The organism is Fibrella arboris, assembly GCF_041321095.1.
Taxonomy (GTDB): Bacteria; Bacteroidota; Bacteroidia; order Cytophagales; family Spirosomataceae; genus Fibrella; species Fibrella arboris.
The window spans coordinates 1-26,471 of sequence record NZ_JBGGWE010000018.1 but is presented as its reverse complement, the minus strand read 5'-3'; the positions used below and the strand labels follow the sequence as shown (position 1 = coordinate 26,471).

The 26,471-nt window shown below is 49.1% G+C and carries 22 protein-coding genes; 8 read left to right on the top strand and 14 right to left on the bottom strand.

Annotation, left to right across the window (positions count from 1 at the left end; translation table 11 throughout):
• Positions 1-93: 93 nt before the first annotated feature.
• Together ACAW75_RS23390 and ACAW75_RS23385 are read left to right on the top strand one after the other, a co-directional pair.
• Positions 94-492 carry a hypothetical protein gene (locus ACAW75_RS23390; RefSeq protein ID WP_370731192.1) on the top strand — a complete coding sequence of 133 codons (399 nt, stop codon included), beginning with the start codon at positions 94-96 and terminating at the stop codon, positions 490-492.
• A 2-nt stretch (positions 493-494) separates the two neighbouring features.
• Positions 495-995: a hypothetical protein gene (locus ACAW75_RS23385; protein WP_370731191.1), complete on the top strand. Its 501-nt coding sequence runs from the start codon at positions 495-497 to the stop codon at positions 993-995.
• A gap of 174 nt (positions 996-1,169) precedes the next feature.
• On the opposite strand, the gene ACAW75_RS23380 is transcribed toward ACAW75_RS23385, so the two are convergent.
• Positions 1,170-2,759: a DUF6035 family protein gene (locus ACAW75_RS23380; RefSeq protein WP_370731190.1), complete on the bottom strand. Its 1,590-nt coding sequence runs from the start codon at positions 2,757-2,759 to the stop codon at positions 1,170-1,172.
• A 110-nt stretch (positions 2,760-2,869) separates the two neighbouring features.
• On the opposite strand from ACAW75_RS23380, the gene ACAW75_RS23375 reads away from it, so the two are divergent.
• A complete protein-coding gene (locus tag ACAW75_RS23375; protein WP_370731188.1) occupies positions 2,870-3,727 on the top strand; it encodes a DUF2726 domain-containing protein in 858 nt (285 codons plus the stop codon).
• Positions 3,728-3,899: 172 nt separating this feature from the next.
• On the opposite strand, the gene ACAW75_RS23370 is transcribed toward ACAW75_RS23375, so the two are convergent.
• On the bottom strand, positions 3,900-5,150 hold the full coding sequence (locus tag ACAW75_RS23370; protein WP_370731187.1) for a type II restriction enzyme NmeDI-related protein: 1,251 nt from the start codon (positions 5,148-5,150) through the stop codon (positions 3,900-3,902).
• Between the two features lie 193 nt (positions 5,151-5,343).
• On the opposite strand from ACAW75_RS23370, the gene ACAW75_RS23365 reads away from it, so the two are divergent.
• Both ACAW75_RS23365 and ACAW75_RS23360 read left to right on the top strand, forming a co-directional pair.
• Complete coding sequence (locus ACAW75_RS23365; RefSeq protein WP_370731186.1) at positions 5,344-5,973, top strand: DUF305 domain-containing protein; 630 nt, start codon at positions 5,344-5,346, stop codon at positions 5,971-5,973.
• Positions 5,974-6,101: 128 nt separating this feature from the next.
• The gene (locus ACAW75_RS23360) at positions 6,102-6,593 is read left to right on the top strand and encodes a DUF305 domain-containing protein (protein ID WP_370731185.1); all 492 of its coding nucleotides are present in this window, start codon (positions 6,102-6,104) and stop codon (positions 6,591-6,593) included.
• A gap of 118 nt (positions 6,594-6,711) precedes the next feature.
• On the opposite strand, the gene ACAW75_RS23355 is transcribed toward ACAW75_RS23360, so the two are convergent.
• Together ACAW75_RS23355 and ACAW75_RS23350 are read right to left on the bottom strand one after the other, a co-directional pair.
• Positions 6,712-8,031: a hypothetical protein gene (locus ACAW75_RS23355; protein WP_370731184.1), complete on the bottom strand. Its 1,320-nt coding sequence runs from the start codon at positions 8,029-8,031 to the stop codon at positions 6,712-6,714.
• 296 nt (positions 8,032-8,327) lie between these two features.
• Complete coding sequence (locus ACAW75_RS23350) at positions 8,328-8,549, bottom strand: heavy-metal-associated domain-containing protein (RefSeq protein ID WP_370731183.1); 222 nt, start codon at positions 8,547-8,549, stop codon at positions 8,328-8,330.
• Positions 8,550-8,625: 76 nt separating this feature from the next.
• Here ACAW75_RS23350 and ACAW75_RS23345 point away from each other — a divergent pair, with 76 nt between their 5' ends.
• Both ACAW75_RS23345 and ACAW75_RS23340 read left to right on the top strand, forming a co-directional pair.
• Positions 8,626-9,054 carry a helix-turn-helix domain-containing protein gene (locus tag ACAW75_RS23345; protein ID WP_370731182.1) on the top strand — a complete coding sequence of 143 codons (429 nt, stop codon included), beginning with the start codon at positions 8,626-8,628 and terminating at the stop codon, positions 9,052-9,054.
• Between the two features lie 55 nt (positions 9,055-9,109).
• Positions 9,110-9,634: an IS630 family transposase gene (locus ACAW75_RS23340; RefSeq protein WP_370731289.1), complete on the top strand. Its 525-nt coding sequence runs from the start codon at positions 9,110-9,112 to the stop codon at positions 9,632-9,634.
• Between the two features lie 32 nt (positions 9,635-9,666).
• On the opposite strand, the gene ACAW75_RS23335 is transcribed toward ACAW75_RS23340, so the two are convergent.
• Positions 9,667-11,943, bottom strand: a complete 2,277-nt coding sequence (locus ACAW75_RS23335; protein ID WP_370731181.1) for a heavy metal translocating P-type ATPase — start codon at positions 11,941-11,943, stop codon at positions 9,667-9,669.
• 128 nt (positions 11,944-12,071) lie between these two features.
• On the bottom strand, positions 12,072-12,653 hold the full coding sequence (locus ACAW75_RS23330; RefSeq protein WP_370731288.1) for a helix-turn-helix domain-containing protein: 582 nt from the start codon (positions 12,651-12,653) through the stop codon (positions 12,072-12,074).
• 567 nt (positions 12,654-13,220) lie between these two features.
• Between ACAW75_RS23330 and ACAW75_RS23325 the strand changes: the two genes are divergently transcribed.
• On the top strand, positions 13,221-15,485 hold the full coding sequence (locus tag ACAW75_RS23325; protein WP_370731287.1) for a heavy metal translocating P-type ATPase: 2,265 nt from the start codon (positions 13,221-13,223) through the stop codon (positions 15,483-15,485).
• 13 nt (positions 15,486-15,498) lie between these two features.
• Here ACAW75_RS23325 and ACAW75_RS23320 read toward each other — a convergent pair whose 3' ends face one another.
• The 8 genes from ACAW75_RS23320 to ACAW75_RS23285 form a co-directional block, all read right to left on the bottom strand.
• Positions 15,499-16,428, bottom strand: a complete 930-nt coding sequence (locus tag ACAW75_RS23320) for an RloB family protein (protein ID WP_370731180.1) — start codon at positions 16,426-16,428, stop codon at positions 15,499-15,501.
• On the bottom strand, positions 16,421-17,725 hold the full coding sequence (locus ACAW75_RS23315) for an AAA family ATPase (protein ID WP_370731179.1): 1,305 nt from the start codon (positions 17,723-17,725) through the stop codon (positions 16,421-16,423). Before ACAW75_RS23315 ends, ACAW75_RS23320 begins: the two co-directional genes overlap by 8 nt.
• Before the next feature lie 218 nt (positions 17,726-17,943).
• Positions 17,944-19,140 carry a glycosyltransferase family 61 protein gene (locus tag ACAW75_RS23310; RefSeq protein WP_370731178.1) on the bottom strand — a complete coding sequence of 399 codons (1,197 nt, stop codon included), beginning with the start codon at positions 19,138-19,140 and terminating at the stop codon, positions 17,944-17,946.
• Positions 19,141-19,177: 37 nt separating this feature from the next.
• Positions 19,178-21,061, bottom strand: a complete 1,884-nt coding sequence (locus tag ACAW75_RS23305; RefSeq protein WP_370731177.1) for an efflux RND transporter periplasmic adaptor subunit — start codon at positions 21,059-21,061, stop codon at positions 19,178-19,180.
• A 1-nt stretch (position 21,062) separates the two neighbouring features.
• Positions 21,063-22,520, bottom strand: a complete 1,458-nt coding sequence (locus ACAW75_RS23300; protein ID WP_370731176.1) for a heavy metal-binding domain-containing protein — start codon at positions 22,518-22,520, stop codon at positions 21,063-21,065.
• A complete protein-coding gene (locus ACAW75_RS23295) occupies positions 22,498-23,823 on the bottom strand; it encodes a TolC family protein (protein ID WP_370731175.1) in 1,326 nt (441 codons plus the stop codon). The genes ACAW75_RS23300 and ACAW75_RS23295 overlap by 23 nt, the downstream gene beginning before the upstream one ends.
• Positions 23,810-25,753: an efflux RND transporter permease subunit gene (locus tag ACAW75_RS23290; RefSeq protein ID WP_370731174.1), complete on the bottom strand. Its 1,944-nt coding sequence runs from the start codon at positions 25,751-25,753 to the stop codon at positions 23,810-23,812. Before ACAW75_RS23290 ends, ACAW75_RS23295 begins: the two co-directional genes overlap by 14 nt.
• Before the next feature lie 4 nt (positions 25,754-25,757).
• The coding region (locus ACAW75_RS23285; protein ID WP_370731173.1) for an efflux RND transporter permease subunit at positions 25,758-26,471 on the bottom strand (714 nt) is incomplete at its 5' end.

The window sequence follows — 26,471 nt, the reverse complement described above, 5'->3', positions numbered from 1 at the left end:
CTCGTAAAAATTATTGCTTACTTTGGCAGTAGCATAAGGCGATATTTATTCTATGAAAACTATAATGAATGTACTGAACAGATGGTAGAGACAATGGACCAATTACCGCATCTGCTACAGAAAATGGTGGAAGATATCAAAGACAGCGAATGCTTTTATTGGATATATACAAACTATTTTGACATTCAGCTACCAACCGACCGAACGGTAACCCGGTGGTATCATACGCCACTTTTTCTAAATTATGATGCGCTATGGAGGCCTGAATTTGTAGAAGACGGCATTCTATTCGATGTAATTCTCAAAATCCAACTGCCTGCCGAAAGGGAACGTATTAAACTGGAGTATGCTCAGATTTATAGAGTCAAGCGCATACACTTCGGCGAGTTACCCCAAAGTAAGACCGACAGTACTATTTACTATCAAAGCGAAACAGATAGCACTATTTATGATGAACCTGGTAAATTAAAACAACCGCCTGGCTACGAATAAATATGCGTCATCCTATAGAGAAATACAATATACAGCAGGCTGAAGCGCTGGCTAATATGCCCGAGGGGCAGCGGGATTATATGGCTCGCATGTTTCGAATTGGTAACGCCACATATTGCTATTACAATCGGGTAAAAGAATTAGCGGTGTTCGGTCAACCAAACTCAGAAATAACTACTGAAACGGTAGCCTCCACCGAGGATTTACTTGATTGGTTGGAGCAACAGGTAATAAGTCAGAACGAAAGTCGGTCGTCCCACGAATTGCTAGCTGTTTACTTTGAGGAGTATCTGGAAGGTCTACCACATGAAGGAATGCGTCGGGGGGAGCGAGAAAGGGGTCTTGATGAAGCCAAGCGCAGCTTTCCTTTTCGGCGGTATGTACTCGAACGTCATGATATGGGTATGGATGAATTTTTACGGATGAACTTAAGCGCAGAAGATTATGCCTTTCACGTCGAGTGTGGTAAACCCTTGACAGACGATAAGGAGTCAACCACTTGAATCGCCCAAAACAATCTTTATGGCTTATACAGGCGTTCCAAATATGAATTATAGAGCCATGTCAAGTGAATGTATGTTCTTGAATTAACCCTCGATATAATCACTACAGCATACTAGGTTAAAGGCATTAGTCGGACCACATAAGAATCGAAGCTAAAGAAATAACTTGGCTGCTTACTGGGTGAAAAGGTCAGGGAACAGCAATCGGAAAATATCGTTGTAGCTGTGATCAGGCTGACTGTTCCTTTGCTGAAATGCAGCTATCTTGTTCGCCAGCTTACCACCTGATTGAACGTCCTGTTGGTTACATTCTGAATTATAATATTTCTCTAACGCTTTGATGAATAAGTGTGCGTAGTCTCCCGTTACTGCGGTGTGAGCTACCTGAATAAGCTTAGTGAATTTCTGACCGACCACACAATTCAATTTAAGCGATAAAATGGCGAATACTGCCCCATAAACCTTCTTTAACCGGTATGTCTTCTGCGGGGTTCTCAATTTCGCTAAGCATGTGGTCAGGCATAAGCAGGTGAGTAAATCAGACCTTTCCAGATGAGAACGACTCGCTCGCTCACGTTCAAAGAGTATCTTCAAAAACGCTTTCTCCTGATCGGTTGGCTGATAGCCCTGCTGTTGGCCAAATAAATCGAATAAGTGGCTATACGTGTTTTTTGAAAATACGGCAAACTCGCTTAGTAAAGGACTGCGTTTTTCGGGATAAGAATGAACTTCATTTAACACCTGCCGAACGGCTGAACGGGCAGCGGAAAATCCTTCCTCAAGTCGCGCTTCATACACTTGCTGACGTTGTTCATATTCTTCCTGGCGTCGCTCCAGCTCGCGTTGTTGGTGCCACTTCTTTCGATCTTCGTCCTCTATTTCTTGGCTTATACTGTTGGCCGCCCCCGCAACGTTAAAGAAAAATGCTTTAAAAGTGTCCTCCTCAAAGGTTAAATCGTGCAGACTTACTAATTGTTGCCGCCATTGATACGCTATGTGTTGACCCATTCGATAGGGCTCCCGATACAGGCACTTTAATACTAGATCTCGCTGGCGGTTTGATTCTTCAATGGCTTCACTGTCAAATACGAATGCATTCTGATTGTTACAATAAAATACGTCCTTTTCTGTAAACCTCTGTTTATCCAGGTCGTCGGAGAAAGATTTAAATATCCAGATAATGAACGTCTGGTTTTGCTGATAAAAGTATTCCCGATCAGCAATGACACTTAAAAATGTGGTTGACAGCTGAATCTCAAAAACGAGCTGTTTCGACTTATATACCGCACTGACATCAGGTTTGCGCCAGGTCATTAGACCTGTTGCGTCCCGTCGTACAACTTCAGTAGCCACTTCACTCACCCCTTTGTCCAATACGCGGTTCATTTCTAAGGAGGCTGCTACTAGATCTTTAGTCCGGCGGTGTAGCTCGCTTTCCTTCTGTCCATTGTATTTAAGAGCTTGAAGCTGTTGACGACTTAATGCCTGATTTGTTTTGATAGGGCATTCTTCACTGTCCCACTGGTGGGCAAAGTGCATTCGTTTAAGTTTCGTTTCGTTCTCCGCCTTACCCCGAATTTTGATGAGCTGACCACAATGGTAGCATTTGTATTTTGGCCCGCGTCGATTGCGAATGGCATCTTCTAATTCTCTACGAATTTCAAAAATTGTTGCTTCATCCTGATTGAAGAAGGGTTTTGTGAAAATTTCCTCACCTGTTTCACAGTCTAAAACGGAAGGGATGGTGAACTGGAAACTTTTCATATGTATAATTTATGGATGAGTGTATGTATATGCATATGAGAATCTCTCCGACTCAAATTTTTACTTGGCGCAAACTTGTATATTCGCCACCCAAAAACGTAAAATACAAGATGCGTTACGACCGAGAAAGAACATTTAAACTTCTTCAGCAGCGAGATTGGAATGCCCTAATCGCATTATTTAAAGATAATGTGACGTATGACCAAATCCGCCAAGACGATATAACGAGAAATATTCTTGAAAGTCAATTCGTACGGGAATTGATTGAAGGAAGCAGTTTTAAGCAAGATCCTGACTATCTATTTTACCTAGAGCAATTTCACTTGCTCCATACAGGCCCGAATTTCCACTTTACGCTATCAGCCAACGATGTGGAGCAATTAGCCGAACGGATTATACTGGGCTATCGCTCAACGCAGGTCCAATCGGCTCTACGCTATGCCAAACAGTACCCGAATCTGCCCATTAGCGTCGAGCTGCTTCGGGAGCATGAGCGTACGCAACCGAAAGTAGTCGAGCATTCCCAACAGCGAACGATTGAGGTTACCGTGAATAATGAAATTGAGCCTGTGGACAGCACGATCAGCCTGTTTAAATCTGGCCAGGAATATGAGTTCTACAGAGCAGTTCGAGAGGTGTATAGTACTTACCTGGTATTCCCAAATGTAGCCGTTTCTGCCTTGGTAGATTTTGAACAGGTTAAGCCCTTCTTAGATCAAAGTGAGCGCAATTACTTTTTTAAAGCCCTGGTAGATTGTGTTGTATTTGACGCAGAGAACTCGTTCAAGCCCTTTAAACTGTTAGAGATTGACAGCATTTATCACGACAGTAAAGAACAACAAGTAAAAGACCGAATGAAGGATAAAATAATGGCCAAAGCTGGTCAAAAACTGATTCGAATTCGTATCAAATCAAGAATGTCCGAAACTGATTTAACCAGTTTAATTCGAGAAGTTACGCGTTCATAAGTTCAGAGGCTATTCATTCACCCGTCGAAGTATGATGCCCAAAAAGTAATAAAACTAATTGATCAGTTCAATCCGTTTTACACCCTACTGTTTTCTGATAAACTCACCCTAGTTATGGCAACAAGCCAGGGGGTTCCAAGAAAGATGTTATAGTTATATAAAAATTGCCATCCTAGATCATTCGCGCAATTTTTTCCAGTACCCGGTGGCTGTCCCCAAACCTGCACAACGCATCACAGTGAGTACGCAACTCCGACATCAGAATGTAACGAATTGGTGTATTGGTCTGTCTGATAGAAGGCCGGGTTAACTGCATCTCAACTTCTTTCCGTCTGCTGTCGGGAACGACCAGATAGAGCGTCGTAGCATGATCAGGTAAGGAGCATACTAAATCAGTCAATCGAAGAATGCCGGAGTAAATGGAGGTACTTTTCTCTACCTCGAAGGCACAAATAATCCGACCGCTGCCTTTTTCTAACCAAACAATGTCAATCAGACTGATGGTCTGGCTCGTTTCAGCCGAGACCGGTAGGGGAGGTAGAGCAGGTAAACTCAGGAAGGAAAACGAATGTCCATTATAGTGACGGGACATGTCATTTCGGGCAGCGGCCACGTCATAGCCCAGGGCCCGACCGATGGTTAGCAGGTGATACTGCATCTCGCTGTGCGTATGTTCTTCCTGTTGTTCATCAACGACACCTTTGTGTCGTTTTTCTATCTGTTTCTGAAGCTTTTCCCGATCAACGGCCGGTTGATCGGCCAGTCCGGGTACCAGTAGATTACCCGCTCCAATCTCAAATAACAAACCCGCCAGGGCACCCAGGTCGTTTGACAGCACAGACCGGTACTCGTTGTTTACCGTCAGCATCTTTTCGCGAATGGCCAGGTATTCCGACCACGATCCTAGATTCCGACGCTCATTAAATAGTCGGTTATAGCCATTGATGATCGCCGTATTAAAAGGGGGGACCCAAGTTGGATGCAGGAAATAAAGAATACTGGCCACGGCCGGCCCCAGGCCTTTGATCTTATACGCATCCAGTTTGTGAATTTCGTTGACGATGGTTTCGGGTTTGGTGGCTTTCAGGCAGCATTCCAGAAACTGGCCGAAATATCGCTTATGGTCCTGATTCTCATAAATATCTGGAATACGCAGCTTTGGTTTCCAGTAGAAAGGATGCGACGCGCCTTCAAATACCTGTTTCTGCTCGGTAATGCAGGTAAGCACAAACTCAAGAGAACTGCCTTTGAAATCATTGGGAAACGAACCGTCTTTAATGTCGCTGATGACTTGTAAGACGCCACGCCGAATCGAGCGAAAGGCTTTCAGACGGTCTTCATTATGCAGAAACCAACTTTGGTAAATCAGATTCGGGTTTTGTTTGTAGTCGTCAATCAGGCGGGTAAAGGAGTCAGCAAGCATGTTGGGGGGTAAAGCAATAAGTCAGGTGACTAAGTTGATGGATGAAAGGCAGATAAACAAGTGACCGCAACTAATTCGAATGACAACGACTTGTTGAGACCCGTAAATTCTATAAGTCTATAGGGGTAATCTTGTAAAAACTCAGGTCAATAACCACAAGTTATATAGAGGAACAAACGCATATCTCAACGCAATGAAAAGTAACGTATTTAAACTAGCTGGCTTCTTCGTGTTGATGGTGGGAGCTATGACCGCCTGTACTAAAAATAGTGAGGGTATAACGCCACAGGAACATGATGCCAATGTTTACCAGCAGATCATGCATGCCAACATGACGCAGATGAATGCCATGAAAATGACGGGAGATGCCGATCATGACTTTGCGATGATGATGCAAATGCACCATCAGGGTGCCATTGACATGGCTAATCAGGAACTCAAGAGTGGTACTGATCAAACAATAAAAACGATGGCACAAAACATCGTTACCTCCCAGACGGCAGAAAAAGCCCAATTTGCCCAGTTTCTTAGCAGCCACCAGCCAATAGCATCAGGGGCTGGCCAGTCCTTCGACATGATGGCTATGCAGGATATGGATAAAATGATGAAAGCGCAGGATACCCGTATCCTGACGGGCCGGTCTGATGTAGACTTTGTTGCTCTAATGATCGATCACCATCAGAGTGCTCTCGATATGGCACAGACTGAATTAAACTACGGTACGGTTGAGAGCATGCGACAGATGGCTCAGAAAATCATTGCTGAGCAAAAGGCCGAAATTAGTCAGTTTCAGGATTGGCTTATCACCAACAAGCCCTATTGAGGAGTTGTGATGTATCATTTATCTCTAACTAACGAAAACGGATTAAAACGAATAAATTCATTGCAGCGGGACTGGGTGTAGCGCTCCTGCTTACTCAACCAACGCTGGCTCAGAATCCCGTAAATGCAATGATGAAGTCCATGCAATCGGGCATGAACCAGATGATGAGCATGAAAATGACGGGTGATCCTGACCATGATTTTGCCATGATGCTCAAAATGCATCACCAATCGGCAGTCGAGATGGCTGATCTGGAGATCAAACAGGGGACTAACGCGCAGGTAAAGGCTTTGGCAACCCGGATTAAGGCTACTAATCAGAAGGAAATCAAGGAACTTAATCAGTTCCTGAGTAGCCACAAGCCAATGGCGTCCTCGTCGAAATTAGGCAAGACAGGTATGGAGGTGATGCATAGCGGAACGCACTCGATGACTGGAAAAGTTGACCACGACTTTGCCAGTATGATGGCCCAGCATCACCAGCAAGGCGTTGACATGGCCCGTGCATTTCTAAAAGAAGGTAAAACCTCGACCATGAAAATGCTGGCTAGTAATGTCATTACACAGCAAACTAAGGAGATCGGTGAATTAAAAAAGCTGGAGAACTCTTTGAAAGGCTAATTTTTACACTTAAAGACAAAGGCCCAACCCACTTTAGATAGGTTGGGCCTTTGTCTTTGTGCGTTTACCGGCAAGTTGGCCGTATTATGATTAGACCTCTTCGCCGGTCCTGTTACGTTTACTTCATTTTGTGGTTCATGCCACCCATGCCCCGCATCGCATTCATCACCATCACCGAGGGTGTAAGGCGCAGATAGACTTCGCCCGAGAGCGGAAACTTACCGTAGTAGGGTTGCAGTGCCTGTTCCGGCATATTGCCTGTTACCTGTGCGCCCAGAACGACATCGGTGCTGGCATATTGAACAACCCGGTAGTTCATCCCCAGCGTCAACGCGTTGTTAACTAACACACGCTGGTTGGGAATCTCGGCCTGGAGCCCGATTTCTTCGGGCGACTTACCAACGTTTTCGTAGCGGCCGTAGAAGGCGGTGCGGCCCATTTGCAAACTACTTTCAGCCAGGAAGGCTTGTTCCCCGTTGCCATGCGACTTGTTTAGCCCCCACACAAAGGCTGAGCTAATGTAATGATCTGCCCGGCTTCCCAGTGGTACACTGTGCAGTATTGACGCTGTTGTACGGGTAGTGTTATCTTCAGGATGCAGATCTTCCGGGCTTTTAATGTAGCCCTGGGAAAATTGTAGCGCTAAGGCAGGAGACGGGTTTACCGACAGGCGGTAGGAGTAGCTGTCAAATCGGGGTTTATCAAAGTTAAGCCGTTGTTCATCCGGTTCACGGCCTGTGAATCGGGACGTTTCCAGCTTCACCCATTTATAGCGGAAACCCACTGTAGCTACGCCAAAGAGAATGTGGGTGGCATCTTCCCAGTGATGTCCTAAAGGTGCATCGGGGTTGTTGAATGTGGAGATCCGGTGCATAAAGGCCGGTGGTCCCAAAGCTGGTTCGCCCGGGTAACCTACGTATCCGTACAGGTCGACGTCCCGATTGAAGGCATGGGTATAGCCAACAGATAACTCAGAGAATAAATCATGAGGATGCTGCCGGTCAATCAGGGGTTGCCCTTTGTAGGATTCGCCCGACTGGAACAGAAGGGGATAGCCACTATTACCGACTGTCAGGGCATCCAATGACACCATAACTCGAATCAGCAGTAGACCGTGCTGACCAACTTGCCGTTGTGCCATACCCATAAACCAGTTTGGCGCATCGAACTGCCGACCACTACCTCGCTTATCCCGATTATTCGTGTTCTGACTGTTATAGCGCAAAAACAGGCTGTAGTGAGCCATATAGCTCCACTTTTTGCCGTGACTCATGTAGGCGTACATGGGCGTGTTGTCCGGGTGCCAGGACGTACCCGACCCATTACGGTTCATGGGCAAATTCCGCGAAAACGAATGGGTCATCATGCCAGCCATCGGGGTCGAATCACCCATGGCCTGGTTCATGCCGACCATGTTTTTCATGGTACCATGATTCATTTGGCTATGGTCCATTTGTCGGGCCGCAGACGCTTTTGACGGGGAGACGGTGGAGGTGGATTTGATGGTATCAGATGTGCCGGGCATACCAGGCATTGACTGATGATGCTGAGATCGAGCAGGCAGAACTGCCCAGCAACTCAGGAATAGACATACAAAAAATTTCATAACGTTAATTTTAATTTACTATGGCTTGTCCGCATTGGATCAGTTACCTAGTAAACACATAAGCTGTCTGACCGGATGGCCAGACAGCTTACAAAATTCAGTCTATGTGCTTGCAAAACTTTTGGAAATCAGGGCCGTGGTATTGGTTCTGCTTTATAGCCTGCCCGTTCGACTGCTTTTCGAACCTCCTCACCAATGCGGTTGTCCGTTGTCTGCACGGTTAGAATCTTATCCGGGCTGCCGGTGTCTACATTCCATCCATCGAGTTGTTCGATGTCGTTGAGAAAAGGCGTTACCGTTGCCACGCAACCACTACACTTAATGTTTGTCTTAAAATTCAGCGTTTCCATATTCGTTGTTATTAATTGGTATATGTCTTGTTATTGATGCGTGAGTAAGTTCGTTATGTAAGGTACTTTTGCTGGTATGGCGAACTACAAACAATCCGATTACGAACTACTTCGCCGACGCTGTGTTGAACTCAGCCAGGCGGGTTGGCAGCAACTAGCAATTGCTCAGGCATTTGGTCTAACGCAGCCCTGGGTAAGTCGAACCCTGAAAAAATACCGAGAGCAAGGAGTGACAGCCCTACAGGAAGGTAAACGAACAGGAGCCCCAACCCGTTTATCGGTCGAACAGCTCAGCCAACTCGTAACCGAACTCCATAAAGGAGCCGAGCATCACGGTTTTAGCGGGGCCGTCTGGACACGTCCCCGGGTCAATGAAGTAGTTAAAAAGCTCTTTGGCGTCAGTTATGATCCTTCCCAGATAGGCCGTATTTTAAAGAAGGTCGGTTGGAGTCGACAAAAGCCGCAGCGGAAAGCTCAGCAGCAAGACCCGCAAGCCGTGACTTAATGGCGAGACGAGCGCTTGCCCGAACTCAAAAAAAGCTAAAGAGGAAGAGCGAGTTATTTTATATGTCGATGAGTCAGCATGCTATTTACTGCCTTTACTAGCCCACACGTGGGCCCCTTGTGGGCAGACCCCGGTATTAGTTGAGCAAGCAGGTCGTGCTCATTTGAGTTTGATTGCTGCAATTGCTCCTAACGGTCGTATCTATGTAGCGGGTCAAGACCAGGCCTTCACCAGTGAAGACATCGTGTGGTTCCTTAAAAAACTGTGCGGGCGTTATCGGAAACGGGACATGATTATTATCTGGGATGGGGCAGCGATCCATCGGAGTGCAGTGGTAAAAGCCTTTTTGAAAGAACGTCCAGGACGGATTCATCTGGAACGTTTACCGGCTTATAGCCCCCAACTCAACCCCGTCGAGCTAGTCTGGAGTCAGTTAAAGCGTGGTTTGAAGAATCAAGTCTTCAAAAATCTTAAAGACTTGTCGGTAGCAGTTCTTGACGAAGTCGAATACCTGAAAAGCGATCCAAAGCTAGTGCAGGCCTTCTTCAACAAAAAGGAAATCGCTTTCATTACAGACTAATGCACAGATCAATAAACTGTTCCTTTCGTTCATTACAGCTTAGTCGCCCGAAGCCGCAGGCTGTTGGTAACCACTGACACGGAGCTGAGCGCCATGGCTGCCCCGGCAATCATTGGGTTCAACAGAAAGCCGTTCACTGGGTATAACAGCCCGGCTGCAATGGGAATCCCAATCAGGTTATAGATGAAGGCCCAGAATAAATTTTGCCGGATGGTCTGCACGGTTTTACGGGATAGTTGCAAAGCCTTGGGTACACTATTCAGGTCGGAGGTAATAAGCGTCATCTTGGCTACATTCATCGCGATATCAGAACCGCGTCCCATCGCGATGCTGACATCAGCCTGCGCCAGTGCCTGTGAATCGTTGATACCATCGCCGATCATGGCGACGACTTTACCCTGTGCCTGTAGTTGTTTGACGAATTCAGCTTTATCGGCGGGTAGAGCCTCCGCTCGAAAGTCCTTAAGCCCAACCGCTTTGGCAACCGCCCCGGCTGTCTGTTTGTTATCGCCGGTCATCATGTAAACAGCAATGCCTTGCTTTTTGAGGGTATGAATCGCTTCGCGGGCGGTTTCTTTGACCGGATCGGCAATGGCTAACACGGCCAGAATGCGTGTTTGGTCAGCGAAATACACCACCGTTTTGGCCGCTTCCTGCCAGCTCTCGGCTACCTGTTTAATGGCGGGGCTCACCGTAACCGCCCGTTCTGCCAGCAGTCGGGCGTTGCCGACCATGTAGGTTATGGCTTCAACCCGGCCTACAACTCCCCTACCGGTCAAACTCTCAAATTCGTTCAGGGTTGTTCCGGTTACCTTACCGCTGCGTAACCGTTCAACTACTGCATCGGCCAGCGGGTGTTCAGACTGTGCTTCCAGGGCGTAGAGCACCGACATTACATTGGCTATCTCATCGTCGCTTATCTGCCAGGCCAGATCCGTTACGGTCGGTTTACCCTCGGTAATGGTGCCGGTTTTGTCCAGCACAACGGCGTTGACTTTGTAGCCGAGTTCCAGACTTTCCGCGTCTTTGATGAGGATGTTGTTATCGGCCCCTTTACCAACACCGACCATGATGGCTGTAGGAGTAGCCAGCCCCAGCGCACAGGGACATGCAATGACCAGTACTGTCACAGAGGTTAACAGCGCGTGGGTGAAGGCGTTTTCACCACCAAAGAGCATCCAGGCTCCGAATGTTAGTAGAGCGATGCCGATCACTACGGGCACGAAGATACCGGCAATCTTATCGACTAATTTTTGCACCGGGGCCTTGCTCCCCTGTGCTTCCTGCACCATGCGGATAATTTGCGCCAGCACGGTTTCACCACCCACCTTTTGAGCTGTGAAGCGGAATGCCCCTTTTTGATTGATAGTCCCGGCAAAAACGGGTTCCCCGGTTCGTTTTACTACCGGAACCGCTTCACCCGAAATCATACTTTCATCTACATACGATTCCCCGGACTCAACAACCCCATCTACCGGAATCCGCTCACCCGGTCGCACGACGATGAGCTGACCGACGCGCACTTGTACGATGGGGATATCGCGTTCGACCGAATCCGGCCCGGCCCCGTCCTCGACGATTCGCACTGTCTTTGGTTGGAGACCCATCAGCTTCTTGATAGCCGACGAGGTATTCGATTTGGCCCGTTCTTCAAGCAGCTTGCCCAGCGAGATGAAAGCGATCACCACTGCAGCAGCTTCAAAATAAACGTGCGGGTGCAAACCCCGGCTATGCCAGAACTGAGGATTTAATGTATTGAAGGCACTAAACAGAAAGGCGATGCCTGTTGACAGCGCTACCAGCGTATCCATGTTTGTTTTGCCATAACGGGCCTGCTTCCAGGCATTCACAAAGTAGGACCGACCAAGCCAAAACACGACCGGAGCCGAAAGGGCCATCATGACCCAGTTGACGTACGGTAAGTCCATAAAGAACATGCCCAGCACAACCACTGGAACGGATAGAATTCCGGCCCATAAGGTTCGTTTTTTCAGTGATTCGTACTGTCGCTGTTGCGCTTCCTGTTGTACCTGCTGAGGATCATCCACATCCACCACTAAATCGTAGCCAATAGATTGCAGTACCTGCTGCATCCCGGCTGGGGTAATCAGTTTAGCATCATACTCGACCGAAGCCAACTGGTTGGCGTAGTTGACGGCCGCTTTTGCAATGCCGGGTGTATTGCTAAGCATGGACTCGACACTGACGGCACAAGCTGCACAGGTCATCTCCAGCACTGGAAACGTTTGGCGAGTTAGCTCACCCGTAGTTACGGATTTTGCATGGGCAGTAATGGGTTGGGTCATCATCGTTTCGTCAATTTATAGGACAAAGGTCGCCAGGCTTACCACCCATTACGTTATACAATTACCCCGACCGCTTGTGAGATTTTAGGAGATACCTAAAGATGAACAACCACCGGCCTATCGGTTGCTGCTTACAGAGTCCCCTGCTGCAATACTTGCTTCTGTTGACGTACCTGACGGAAATAGGAAGGAGTCAAGCCGGTCTGCTGCCGAAACTGGTTGGAAAGGTGTTGCACACTGCTGTAACCCGTGCGGTGGGCAATCTCAGTGAGGGTCTCATCTGAGTACACCAGCCATTCTTTCACCTTGTCGATTCGCCGGAGGATAATATACCGTTCCAGCGTGATGCCCTCTGTTTTTGTAAACTGACCGCTGATGGTGTCATAATCCAGACCCAGCGCGTCCTGAATCTGGGTTGATAGACGGCGGTTCGGCCGGTCCGCCGGTGCGGATCCGATGTTGCTTTCGCTAAGGTCAGTCGCCTGTGCGAAATAAGAATCAACAAAGGTTTTGGCTCGCTGGTGAACGGTCATTTTCTGTTGATCCTCCAGAAGACTAAATCCCTGCTTCGATAAAACAGTCTGGATGCGCTCAATGTCATTCGACGTCAAAGCGTCTCGAAGTGTGACCTTTCCTAACTGAACAGTAAGGACATCGAAACCAGCATGAGTTAGTTGGCTTTGAACGACATCAATGCAACGGGCGCACACCATGCCCCGAATTCGTAGCAAACTTGTCTGGTGTTCCGCGTTACCGGCGTTCTGGTCGTCGGGTTGAATCGCTTTTATTATTGTTGGCTCCATCTCTATCGGGCTATATCTCACAGGTCCGTCGAACGATTAAATACCGGTCTGACTACTTACCCTGTCACCGCACTCCTGGAAATAAACGTACTATACTCTATACACTAACAAACAAAGCTATGGGTATGAATGATGCCAGGGCTTGCAAAATTCGGGACTTGCCTTGCAGAATTTTTGTAGTACGGCCCTTTTTAGCTTACAGCGAGTTAAGTTGATGAGCTTGCGTGTTTTGCGCTTTCAGAATACACAACGAATGCTAACGGAAACAGGAATATGACGCATCAGCACCGGTATATGATACACGGATTAACGACCAACGAGCAGGCCGAAGCCATCCAAAACCGTTTGATTGGTCAGCCCGGTATCATCGACGCCCGGCTAACCGTTGACCCACCCGAAGCTTTGCTTACGGCTGAACAACATCTTTCTGTTGCCGACATACAGCAATTAGTTTCGCTGGTCGGTTCATTTCATGTAATGAAAGCCCATGATGAACCAGCCCCCATAGCTATCGACCATCAGGCAAGTGGGTCGCCTGCCAATCCCACGCATGACCACGTACCGGCAACAAACCCCGTAGCGTCTGCTGCCGAATCACCCGCTGAACAGAAAGCACTGCAACATATTGGGCACGATGGCCAGAGTGGACCCGACAGTCCTGAACAACATCAGGGCGGCATAGGGATGGAACATGAGTCGATGGATCACGCCCAGATGGATCATTCTAAGATGGGACATGGTAAGCAGGGCGGTCATGGTGGACACGTCGGTCCGCCGATGCGGGGGCATGATCATGGAGCCATGATCGCCGATTTTTTACGCCGGTTCTGGATTTGTCTCGCCTTATCGGTGCCGGTTGTCCTCCTGTCAATGATGTTTCGCGACCTGACTGGTTACACCCTTGACTTCCCCTTTCGGAATGGGGTGGTGCTGTTGCTTGCGTCCATCATTTATGGCTACGGCGGCTGGCCATTCCTAACGGGTATGATAGGCGAATTGAGGAATCGGCAGTTGGGCATGATGACGCTCGTTGCCGTAGCCATCACCACGGCCTATGTCTATAGCGTCGTAGTATCGATGGGGTGGTTGAGTGGTATGGATTTCTTCTTTGAGCTGGCCACGCTGATTGATATCATGCTGCTGGGACATTATTTCGAGATGAAATCGGTAGCCGGAGCCTCACACTCATTGGAGTTGATTGTACAGATGTTGCCTTCTGATGCCCACAAGGTGAATGGAGATGCCATCAGCGACGTAAACGTCACGTCACTGGCTATTGGCGACGTAGTGCTGGTTCGACCCGGAGAACGTATTCCGACTGATGGTGAGGTAGTTGAGGGGGATAGTGCGGTCAATGAGAGTATGTTAACGGGTGAAAGTGTACCCGTACAGAAAGCGCTGCGCGATACGGTTATCGCCGGGGCGGTCAACGGAGAAGGGTCGCTCAAAATTAAGGTCACCCATCGGGGGGAAGACAGCTACCTCAACAAAGTGGTTAAAATGGTTGAGGAGGCTCAGAATGCCAAATCACAAACCCAGACACTGGCTGACCGCGCAGCGGGCTGGCTAACCATTGTATCCCTGTCGGTGGGGATAATTACCCTTGTAACCTGGCTTTTGCTGGGTAAAGACGTAGCTTTTGCTGTCGAGCGGATGGTTACGGTAATGGTGACAGCCTGCCCCCATGCCTTGGGCGTGGCTATTCCGCTGATAGTTGCCATCTCCACATCCATTTCAGCCCAAAAGGGACTACTTATTCGCAACCGGACTGCCTTTGAGGAAGCCCGCAAAATTACCGCGATGGTTTTCGACAAAACCGGTACGCTGACCGAAGGCGAATTTGGCGTTACACGCGTCAAGGTGTTGTCGGCAGACATGGACGAGACAACCTTGTTAGGTATGACAGCCGCTCTGGAACAACAGTCACAACACCCGATTGCCCAAGGCATTGTTCGTGAGGCTCAGAAAAGGAAATTGGATTTGCCATCCATCAGCAACTTTCAATCCATTACGGGTAAGGGCGTTACGGCTTCAGTGAACGGAAAATCGGTTGTGGTTGTCAGCCCTGGCTATCTGAAGGAGAAAGGTATCAAACTGCCCCCGGATGCCACTGGCAGCGAAGCCGAAACGGTAATCTTCGTTCTGATAAACGATCAACTTACGGGATACGTAGCCTTAGCTGATCGTATACGCGATGATTCTAAAGAAGCCGTTCGACGCTTGCAGGAGTCGGGTATCAAGGTCTATATGGCCACCGGCGATAATCAGAAAGTAGCCGATGCTGTTGCCAAAGAACTGGGATTGGACGGAGTATTTGCCGAGGTGTTGCCTGACCAGAAAGTAACCATCGTGAAGGACTTACAGGCAAAGGGCCAGTTCGTAGCCATGACCGGCGACGGTGTCAATGATGCTCCTGCCTTGGCGCAGGCCAACGTAGGCATTGCCGTAGGTTCCGGCACCGACGTAGCCGCCGAAACCGCTGATATTATCTTAGTCAATAGCAAACCCACTGACATTACTAACCTGGTTGATTTTGGAAAGGCTACTTACCGCAAGATGATTCAGAACCTTTTCTGGGCGACGGGCTACAATGTGATTGCAGTTCCGTTAGCGGCTGGGGTACTATATCCCAATTTCGTACTTAGTCCGGCCCTCGGTGCCGTATTAATGAGTGCTAGTACGGTGATTGTGGCCCTGAACGCGCAGTTACTGAAACGGAGTCTTTCTACTGATAAAGAATAATTGGTGCTCTTTACTAACTCAATGGTAATCGGAGTTTGCACTGACAGTGATTGAAATAACAGTGTTCGGCGCTGTTATCTGTTGGAAGCAAAACTGTGCATTCCTCGGTTGCTCCAGGTACAATCAAGACAGTGGCAATAATATTTAAATTAACTCTATTATTGTAATTGTCAAAAGCATGAATAATATCTGCCAGATTGTTTGGATTAATCAAGTAGGAAGACTGACCTGTGTTTGTAATTTCAAGAATTAAGCTGTTATTATTCAATCTCGGTGAAATTGACAGAGTATCGACGGTTATTGTTGAATTCAACGAAGCCCAAATGATAGATGTTTCAATCCCAAGTAATCTCTTTACAAGTACATCTACGTCAGTGTAGCATGTAAGCTCGTAAAGCGAATTCACTGATAGTTGATCGTGCAGCTCATTTCTTAACCAAGCAGTATTTTCTATAGCTGAGTTTGTTTTATCCTTTATCACTGGATATATATCCACATTAGCCTTCTTGCTATAATCCTGAAAATAATTGTCAGCATTAAGCTTATGGACAATATTCTCAGATTTACCGAAAGCAGTTGAACATTTTTCGAAGTGTAATAAAACCCACTGCTCAAAAGCGATACTAGAAAAAGCTACGTTGATTTTTTTGCCATTTATTATTTTATTAGCTTCTTCAAATGCTTCTTTATGCTTTGTATAACCGTCTTTGTCAAAAACAGCCCAGACTTCATCAAAGTCGTCAAGCCGACTTTGAGCCTCTTTAATTAATCCGATAGCGTCAGTTTTAGGATTCTCTTCTTCACGATCAGGATATATAGTTATTGCAAGAATTCCATCCTCCTCAACTTGCTCTTTAATACGTTCAAAATAAATAGGTTCTGTGTTTCTGCCCTCGCAAGCAATGAATATAGATGTGGCAAGAGTCCGTTTTTTCTTAGTCATTGCCGAAGATAAATTCAACTTCTTTTATTTTTGGATCACCACCAAACTTGCCACTATTATACCACTTGTCAAATGGAGTATCGTCTCTAACTCCCTCAAAATCATTGGCAGAGTACAATTCTGTTTCCCCGTATTTATCTTTAGCTGTAAACCAAATCTGATCTTTGCGAAGATTGTCTTTGTCTAATAAGGTTACCTCATGAGAGGCAAATACTAATTGAGCATTAAGTGTATTCGTGATAGGACTATTAAATAAGCGAACAAGAAACTTAGATAATTTTGGATGTAAGCTATTATCCAGCTCATCCACGATTATCAAGCCACCTTTTTCAAGGGTTTGAAGAATTAACCCACCCAAAGCGAATAATACATTTGTGCCTTGTGATTCTTCTTCAAAGGGTAATTCCTTTTTGCCTACTTCTTTTGCTCCATTATATAATAGATGTGTAGCAAACGCCTTTATTCTATTATCTTCTACAATTTTTTGCTTTAAGTTATCAGGTAAAAATTCAGGAAAATCGAAATCACTTTCGGTCGCTACTTTTACCGAAACCTGCTCAATTTTCGTGTCAGCAATCATTATCAATTTACTTAACCTCTTAGCGAATGCTTCGTGACCTGGCTCATGAAGATATTCAGCAATCTCTTTTTTTAGCGTTTCAAGTCTTAATTTATTTGTTGCATTCCAAACATTCATATCTGCCAAATAACGATAAATAGGGGTTAATTGGCTGTGTGGTTCATTCGAGCCAAACCGCGACAAAAAAGATTGATTCTTAAATACCTTTCTTGATATTCTTTTCTCTTTCAAGCTTTTGCCAAGCTCTACTTCATCGTATTCATCGGGGCTACTATTTCGTTCAAATAAATTTGATTGTCTACCATTTGGGTAAAAATCTAACTTTTCAAATAAGACCATTTTGCGATCATACTTTAAAGCGTATTTATATTTAACTAAGTCTTTATTTACGAAACTGATTTCAAACTCAACTGGTGCATTTTGATACACTAAATCAAGTTCAAAGGGCTCGTAGCATTCGATTGATTTGTCAATTTTAAAACTTGATGATTTACTGACAAAGTAGCTTAGGGCATGGAACGCTCTAATGAAGTTGGACTTCCCCGATGCATTTGCACCATAAATTACGGCTGACCGTAGTAGCCGCTCTTCGGTACCATCAGCCAACGCTATGGTAAATGTATTGTCAGATTTACTCTTGCCGCTCTCTGCCAACATTGTGAAGACTTGTTCAGATCTGATCGAACGGAAGTTCGAGACCTTGAATTCAATTAGCATGGCTTTAAAGGCTATATTTTACACAAATGAAGCAAAAATGCAGTTTAAAAGCAAATTGTCAGTCTAATTGCTACTTTTGTGTTACAGGGGGTATAAAACTGATTAAGCCGTATTCTCTAGCATAGAGGCATTGCAGAATTCTTGCTCTTAATTACACACTTTTCTGAATTGAATAACCAGCGCCGATTGAGCGGTCATCGTTACGTGATGAGCGAAAGCTATTTGGTGAGTAAAAGTTTTTCCAAACACCGCTCCAGCTCATCCATCGGCACATACATATCGTCTTCTAATCCTTCAGCCCAACCCCCCGTTGCTGCCGAGCCTTGAAAGTAGGCCGAATAGTATAGGCCAAGTTGCTCAGCTATGTTTCGGTAAAAATCGGGGAAATAGGTCGGAGCGAACAACTCGAACAGATGAGTACCAGGTTGGCACCAGAGGATATTGACAAACGAGGCCCCGTGAGGGCCAATTATAAATTCGGCGTTTTGGTAGATAGCTACTTGTTCAGCTACTGAACGTGGCTTGTCTTCGATCACCTCAATGTTATAGCGTCGCAGCAAGTCTATCAAATCAGGCTCGTTGATCACCCGGCGACGACCCGTGCGGCTAATGTACACCCGACTGCGTTTTCCAGTTGGTGCAGGGAGTTTTGATAAGATGTGTTTGCGGAGCGCGTCGATGTCTGCCTTGTTTGGATAAAACCAGTGGCCGGTATTCGCCAGCACACATTGCTCAAAACGTACCTGCGTCGTGCGGGTGTCCACGATACGGGCCGGATCTATACCCATTAAGGAAAGATACTCACGCTCGTAGGCGGTGTTAAATAATGGGTAAGCTACGATTGCTTCATTAAACGTAGTTTCAGGAATGGCTTCTTTTATCCGGCATAACTTTCCCGCCACTAACATCACGAAGTCAAAATAGCCGCCCCAGACAATACCATCCAAGTAATGACTCCAGGGAGCAATCAAGGTCGTAGTGCTGACTTGTTGGCGCTTTTTTCGGTGAAGGACGTTTCGAAAGAAGTCATCCGTGTCGATATCCGTACAAAAAATAAACTTCCGACTGCGGATGCCACCATACGGAAGTTGCCGAAGCGCTCCGTTGAACTGTCCTAAAAGCCACACAGAGACGGATTCTGTTGCTGACTGAATGGCAGTGAAATACACCTTCGCAGGATTGCTCAAGTCAGTGATCTCCGACAGGGACAGTGTGTTAGCAGGGTAAGTAAGACGTTGATACGGTTCAAGCTGATAGGCTGTTTGTGGTTTATCTAAAAACTGACACCCCAATCGGCGATAATACCATCGGGCCCCTTTGCCTATTACCAGCTTGACCAGTTTGGCGGGAAAGCGTCTGAGTTTCCTGTTTAGTGACTGAAACCGGGATGCACGGATGGATAGAGGTAGAGCCATAGAAATTGCTTTTAAGCAAGTGGTCTGACGTAACTGATTAATTAATTTCTTCCTTCGTTTCTCCGCAGGTCAGCATCTGATCACCGAAATAGGGGTTGCGGATGGGCTTCTTGTCGCTGAGCCAGTAACTGCCCTTGTTATTCAGAGCCATCGGGCAGTATTGGCGGTACACTGGTTTATCCGTAATGCCAAACGTCTTCACGCTTCGGTACAAACCGTCCTCAAACTGAGCATAGGCCGTGCGTTGCTTGCCTAGATCGCCCGTACCACGAATCGTTTTCAGAGCCGCGTTCATGGCATTCAGGTACGTCATCCAGTCGGTATGGGCCTGACCGGTTATCTGCTTCATGTCCACCCCTGAAAGGGCCTTTTCGACCCCGGTTGCTGCAACTTTTGTGCTTCCACTATTAGAGACTATCAACGCTTCAGTCAATTTTAACGAGGCTTCATACACACCCGTTAACTGCTTTTTGAAGGCGTCAGGTGCACCACTACCCGTTGGTTTGCCAGACGAGGGATCTGGTACCGGCTCTCCGGACTGGCTGACTGAGGTTGATTCCGCCCGGCGACTGGCAACCGGTGCTGGGTTTGTCTCGGCGTTTGGTGTCGATTTAACGCCCGCTTCGTCTGCCTGTTTTGTAAACGGGTTCACTCCTTTTTTAAGAATCAACTCACTATAGAGCAGGTAGGCCCCTGACATAGCTATGGTCTCGTCGCCGTTTAGACCTTTGGTGATGGCCACGCGTTGATCCGTTTCAGTGCCGGTTTGCACCCGGCGCGGCTGAAATGTACCCGGCCCGGTCTTCACAAACACGACCGCGCCCTCACCCCCCCGCACGACCGCATCTACGGGCAGCGTCAGCCCGCGCTGTACGCCATGCCGGAGCAGCACCTGAGCCTGTTGACCGGGTTGATACCGCCCGCCCGGATTTGCCAGGACAGCTCGCATGATAAGCACCTGACTACCCGCCTGGTATTCGGGGTTAATGAACGCAACCCGTGCCGTCAAATCCCCTTCGTAACCCACTACCTGAACGGATACCCGGTCGCCGACTTTAACGTACTTCGCTTCACCGGCGTATAACTCAGCCTCGACCCAGAGCTGGCCGAGATTAACCAGCCGGTAGAGCAAGGCCCCTTCACCGACGTATTGCCCTTCAGTAGCCGCAATCTCGGTAACAGTACCCCCTGCCGGAGCCACGAACGGAATACGGGGCTGGACCTTCCTGGTTCGGCCTAATACGGCAATCTGTTCAGCGGTCATGCCGTAGAGCCGGAGCTTCTGCTCGGCGGCCTGGCGAAACTGACTATACCGCCCGGATGCGTTCGACGCTTCGCCGTTGCCTATTTCCTGCTCCTGTTGCAAAGCGATCAAATATTCCTGCTGCTGGGTAAGCAGGGGTTCGCTGTAGATTTCGTACAGTACCTGACCCTTACGGATGGTCTGGCCGGTTTCCTTTATGTACAGCTTCTCAATTCGGCCAGCCACGCGGCTGCTGATGACATCCGTTTGCTGCTGATCGGCCGCTAACCGGGCGTTCAGGACGGTGCTGTTACCGATGCTGCCCGACGATACCGGTTGCACCGTCACATTGGCCAACTGCATCTGACTGGGGCTAAGCATAACCGATGCGTCGGACCGCTCACCGGCTTTTGTACCCGTTTTACCCACAGCGACCAGGTCCATGCTGCAAATAGGACACGTACCCGGTGCCGACTGCACAATTTGTGGGTGCATGGGGCAGGTATAGGTTGTACCTACCTCCCCGTCAGGGCCGTGATTATGTCCTGAATGATCAGGGTCGCTGGCGGCAATTTGCGTCGAATCATCCCCTTTAGTCGAGGACGTACCTCCCGACTTGCAGGAAGCATTGAGCAGTATCAATAGCCCCGCCGAACCATACAGCCATCGTCGTATCATATTATTGGGTAGCCTGCGCTACGTTAACGAAGCTTTCACTATCAATTAAAAACTGGGCATTCCGGGCCACGGCCTGTTCTTTCGTCACGCCACTTCTGATGGCCACGAACCCACCTGCCTGAGCCCCTGTCTGGACACGGATGGGTCTAAAAACTCCCAGCCTTTCCTGCTGCACGAACGCAACCTGCTCATTGCCTAGATCAAGCACGGCCGTTGCGGGTAACCAAAGCTCATCGCCGGCATGCCGCCCCGTGGTACCCCGACGGATGTCTGCCCGGGCCAGTTGACCTACCCGTACCGAATTACTACCCGGCAGGTAAGCCCGCACGGTAACAAAGGGGGTCCCTTTTTCCACGAAGGGGACTACGAAACTTACCCGCGCCGGGTATGGTGGCTGGCCCGTTTGATCAAACGAGATGGTCAACGCATCGCCGGGTTTGATTCCGGCAGCATCGCGGGCATATAGCCGGAACTCAGCCCACAGGCGGCTGGCATTGACCACCCGGAACAGAGTTTGACCGGTTTGGACGTACTGTCCTTCCCGAAGCAACAGCGACCCAGCGACAGCACCACTAACCGGTGCCTGATTCGGTGTGGAGAACGTGACTTCATCCGTTCCCGCCGTAGCTCCTCCGCCGTTCATGCCCCCACCGCTGCCCATGCCTGTACTCGACCCGCCAGTTGCCATGCCACCCGATGCGGGCGTGGCTGCCGATGGTGAACCGGTTGACTCCTCTACGACGTAGCCGTCGTAAGGGCTAAACACGGCCAGTGAGTAACTGGGCTTGCGCGTACGGACGAGGTCGGTAATTTGCCCGTCTGTGACACCCAGTAGCCGAAGTTTTTGCTTCGCTGACGCAATCAATGGCGCGTTATCCGCGTCGGCATCGAGCAGGTAAAGCAGTTCGCGCTGAGCCGTTACAATATCGGGACTATAGAGTTCGAGCAGTTTTTGCCCTTTGCGAATCGGCTGGTAATTGAAACGTACGTACAGCTTCTCCACCCGCCCACCAAACCGGGCAGGAATGGTGTAGAGTCGACGCGTATCATACGTCACGATCCCGTTGGCCTGCACCGAAACGGCTTCATCACGCCGTTCGGGATGAACCGTGGCGATGTTGGCGACTACGACCGAGTCGGTTGATTGCAGCAACGCGTTCAGGTCGGCATCAACGACCAGGCTATCACCCCCCGCGCTCACCTTTTTGACCAAATCCATGCCGCAAATCGGGCAGGTACCGGGTTGGTCCCGCACTATTTGCGGGTGCATCGGACAGGTATAAGCAATTTCTTCAGCAGCCTGGTTGTGCCCCGTGTGCCCACCGGTTGCCGGTCCGCCGGAGCGGTAGGATTCGTTCTTGTCATTGCCGGTTTTGCAGCTCGCAAGGAGTATTAATGCTAGCACCAGTAACCGGGCCATTGACCCCAATTGCCTGTTATTTCTCCAGTTCCCGTTCATAGCTCACAATCATTCGGTAATAGTCCTGTAGGCGCGTCAAGTAATCCATCTGCGTCATATTTAGTGTTTCCCAGGCATCAATGACGACGGGTAATTCGCCTTTGTTCTGTTCGTAGGCAATCAGCTGGGTGTCGTAATTTTTGCGCAGGGTGGGAATTACCCGTCGTTCGTAGGTGTCTACCTGCGTTCGCATGTTCCGTATGTCATTCAGCATCTGGGCGACCATGCCCTGCGTTTCGTTGAGCATTCCTACCCGCTCATAGCGCATAGCTTCGATATCCTGCTGCATGCCTTTAATTTCGGCTTTGTACATCCGTGAGGCCCAAGGCACAACCGGAATCGAAATCATACCCATCAGCGTAAACTGGGTGGGCATCATGCTCTTGACCCCGGCGAAGGGCTGCATGTGATCGAAGCGGATGCGAAAGTCGGGGCGGGCCTGCGCCTTCTGCGCTTCGATGCCCGCCTGCATACTCAAAATCTGCCGGTCCATGCGCCGGATGTCGGAACGTACCTGGCCAATGTCTTCCGTGGTGGGCAGGGCCTGCTGCGGTTCAGTCGGCCGAAGGGTGGTATCCGGTCGGAATGCCTCGGTTGTGGGCCGGTTCATCAACGTGTTCAACCCAATGCGTTTGCGCTCGATGTCGGCCAAGGTCATCGTCACCATGTTGTCCAGCTCGTAGAGCCGTCCTTCCGCTTTGTAGATGTTACCTAAGCTGCCCTGCTGGTAGGGGTAGCGGATGTCGGCCAGCTTTTTCATCAGTTGCAGAATATGCCGGTTTTCGGTCAGTACAGTCCGCCGTTTTTCCAGTATGAGCCAATCGAAGTAGAGTTGTTTGGCATCCGAGCGCAGCCGGTTGAGCGTTACGCCCCGTCCAGCTTCCTCAACGGCGGCTTTCGACTGCTGAAAGACCTGTGTGGCCCGCTGCTTGGCCCGGTTTGGAATGTCCTGCTCGACGGAGACCATGCCAAAGCCTTTGTCGCGCTCGTCCATAATCATCTGCGCCGGATAAGGGGCCATGAACGTACCTACGCCGACCATCGGGGCCATCCAGCTACGGGCTCCCTCGGCGTAGGCACGGGCAGCAGCGGCCCGGCTTCCGAAAGGTTTCAGCAGGGGGTTACGCTGGTCAATGCGGATCAGCACACTATCCAGCGGCAGCACCGGCACGGTCCGTCGCACGGCGGGGTCGGTCTCATTCTGGCCCCTTCGGGGAGCCGGTACCGGTTGCACGACTGTCTGAGCGTAGCCCTGACCCGCCAGCAATAGACAAAGAATCGGTATGGGGTTAATGCGATGCATCTAATACGTCGAGTTTACCAAATTTGCGTAATTCATACTCCTTGGTCATCAAGAAGATGAGGGGGGTGACGAGCAGTATATGTGTGGAAGAGGTCAGTACCCCTCCAATCATCGGCAGGACAATCGGTAACATTACGTCGCTGCCCACACCAGCCGCCCACAGCACCGGCACCAGACCAAACAGGGCTACCGAAACGGTCATGATTTTGGGCCTTAACCGCTTGGCTGCACCATTGATCACGTACTCCCGAAGTTCCTCCCGACTGATGGTTTCGCGGGAGTTTCCCCGCTTGGCTACAAGTTGTTTCATGGCGTCATTGAGGTAAATAACCATCACTACGCCCGTTTCAACCGCAATGCCAAACAGGGCAATGAATCCCACCGCTACGGCTACCGATAGATTTACGCCGTAGAAGTACACCATGTAGGCCCCGCCGATCAGCGCGAAGGGAATGGTAATGAGACTCAGAAACGCTTCCCGCGCTGAGCCAAAGGCTAAGTACAGGGAAAGAAATATGACTACCAGTACGATGGGCGCAATGAGCAGCAGGGTTTGTCGGCCCCGAATGAGGTTTTCATATTGCCCGCTCCACTCCAGAAAATAACCATTAGGTAACTTCAATTCACGGTTCACTTTGGCAATAGCTTCCTCAACGGTGCCGCCCAGATCGCGGTCGCGCACGTTGAACATGACCGCACCCCTAAGCAGCGCGTTATCCGACGTAATCATTGGTGGGCCGTTCTCAAACTTGACCGTGGCTACCGCCGAAAGTGGAACCGTACCAAAAGCTGCCGTGGCAATTGGAATGCGCCGGATGCGCTCGACGCTGTTCCGGTAATCCTGCGCCAGCCGTACATTGATGGAAAACCGGCGACGACCTTCGATAGTCTGCCCGATGGGAGAACCGCCGATGGCCGATTCGACCACGTTATTGACGTCATCCACATTCAGCCCGTAGCGGCCCAGAGCCTCCCGGTTCACATCAACGGTTAAGTACTTGCCGCCCGTCACGGGCTCAACGTACAGGTCTTTTACGCCGGGCACTCCGTTCAAAGCAGCTTTAACCTGTTCCGAAACAGCATAGATACTGTCGAGTGACTGCCCGTGTACCTTAATGCCTACGTCGGTACGGATACCTGTGGACAGCATATTGATCCGGTTGATGATAGGCTGCGTCCAGCCGTTGACCACGCCCGGAATCTGGAGTTTGGCGTCCAGTTCGTTAATGAGGTCTTTCTTAGTAATGCCTTCCCGCCATTGGGCCTTGGGCTTAAGCATGATAATGGTTTCAATCATGCTGATGGGTGAGTTATCGGTCGCTGTCGAGGCCCGCCCCGCCTTGCCCAGCACTTTAGCCACTTCCGGGACCGATTTGATGAGTTTGTCCTGCACCTGCAAAATCCGCTTGGCTTCGGCGTTCGATACGTCGGGCAGGGTCACGGGCATAAATAGAATCGACTGCTCATCCAGGGGCGGCATGAACTCCGAGCCGAGGCTCATCAACATGGGTATGCTGATGGCCAGTGCCAGCAGGTTAATACCGATGGTCGTCTTGCGCCAGCGCATTACCCAGCGGATAATGGGCTCATAAATCCGTTCCAGAAAGCGGTTAATGGGGTTGGCATGGTCATCTTTGAAACGGCCTTTCATGAACAGCGACAGCATCACAGGGGCCAGTGTAACGACTAAAAACGCATCAACAAGCAGGATAAACGTCTTCGTCCAGGCCAGCGGGTGAAACAACTTGCCTTCCTGGCCGGTCAGGAGAAATACTGGTAAAAATGAGGTAATGATGATGATGGTCGAATAAAATACGCCCCTTGACACCTGAATGCTCGACCGTTCAATAATTGCCAGCCGTTCTTCGTCAGGGATCTCTACATAGTTTTTAGGGCCGTAACCGAACCAACTTTTTATCTTTTTCCACATGATATTAGCGCGTTTGTGGGGTGGGTTCAGGGGCCGACTGTCCATTGATGTAGTCACTTTGCCCATTGCCGTTTGTGGCCGATGTCGTGTCGTTGACCGGGCCTGTTGGCGTATCTGCCTGCTTCCCGGTACGATCAGCCGTTAGTTCAGCCTGCCGAACGGCTAAATTCTTGTAAGCATTCTCGGCCATGATGATGCCGTTATCGACAATCACACCAATTGCCAGCGCAATGCCTGTCAGCGACATGATGTTTGAGGAAATGTCGAAGGCGTTGAGCAGAATAAAGCTCGTGGCGATGGTAATGGGAATTTGAATGATGATACTGACGGCCGACCGCCAGTGTAGCAGAAACAGAATGACAACCAGCGAGACGACAAGCATTTCTTCAATCAGTGTGTGCTGAATGGACGCGACCGACTCCTGAATCAGCCCGCTACGGTCGTAGACAATGTTGAATTTCACCCCTTCAGGCAGGCCTTTCGCGACCTCTTCCATCTTCTTTTTGACGTTGCCAATGACCTCGTCGGCGTTTTCACCGTAGCGCATCACCACGATCCCGCCTACTGCTTCGCCCTGCCCGTTCAGATCAAAAATACCCAGCCGGGTTTCCCCCGTCATCTGTACCGTGGCCACGTCGGCCACGCGTACGGGAACGCTGCTGACGGTCTTCAGTGGGATGTTCTGAATCTGCTCGACGGATTGCAAATAGCCCGTCGT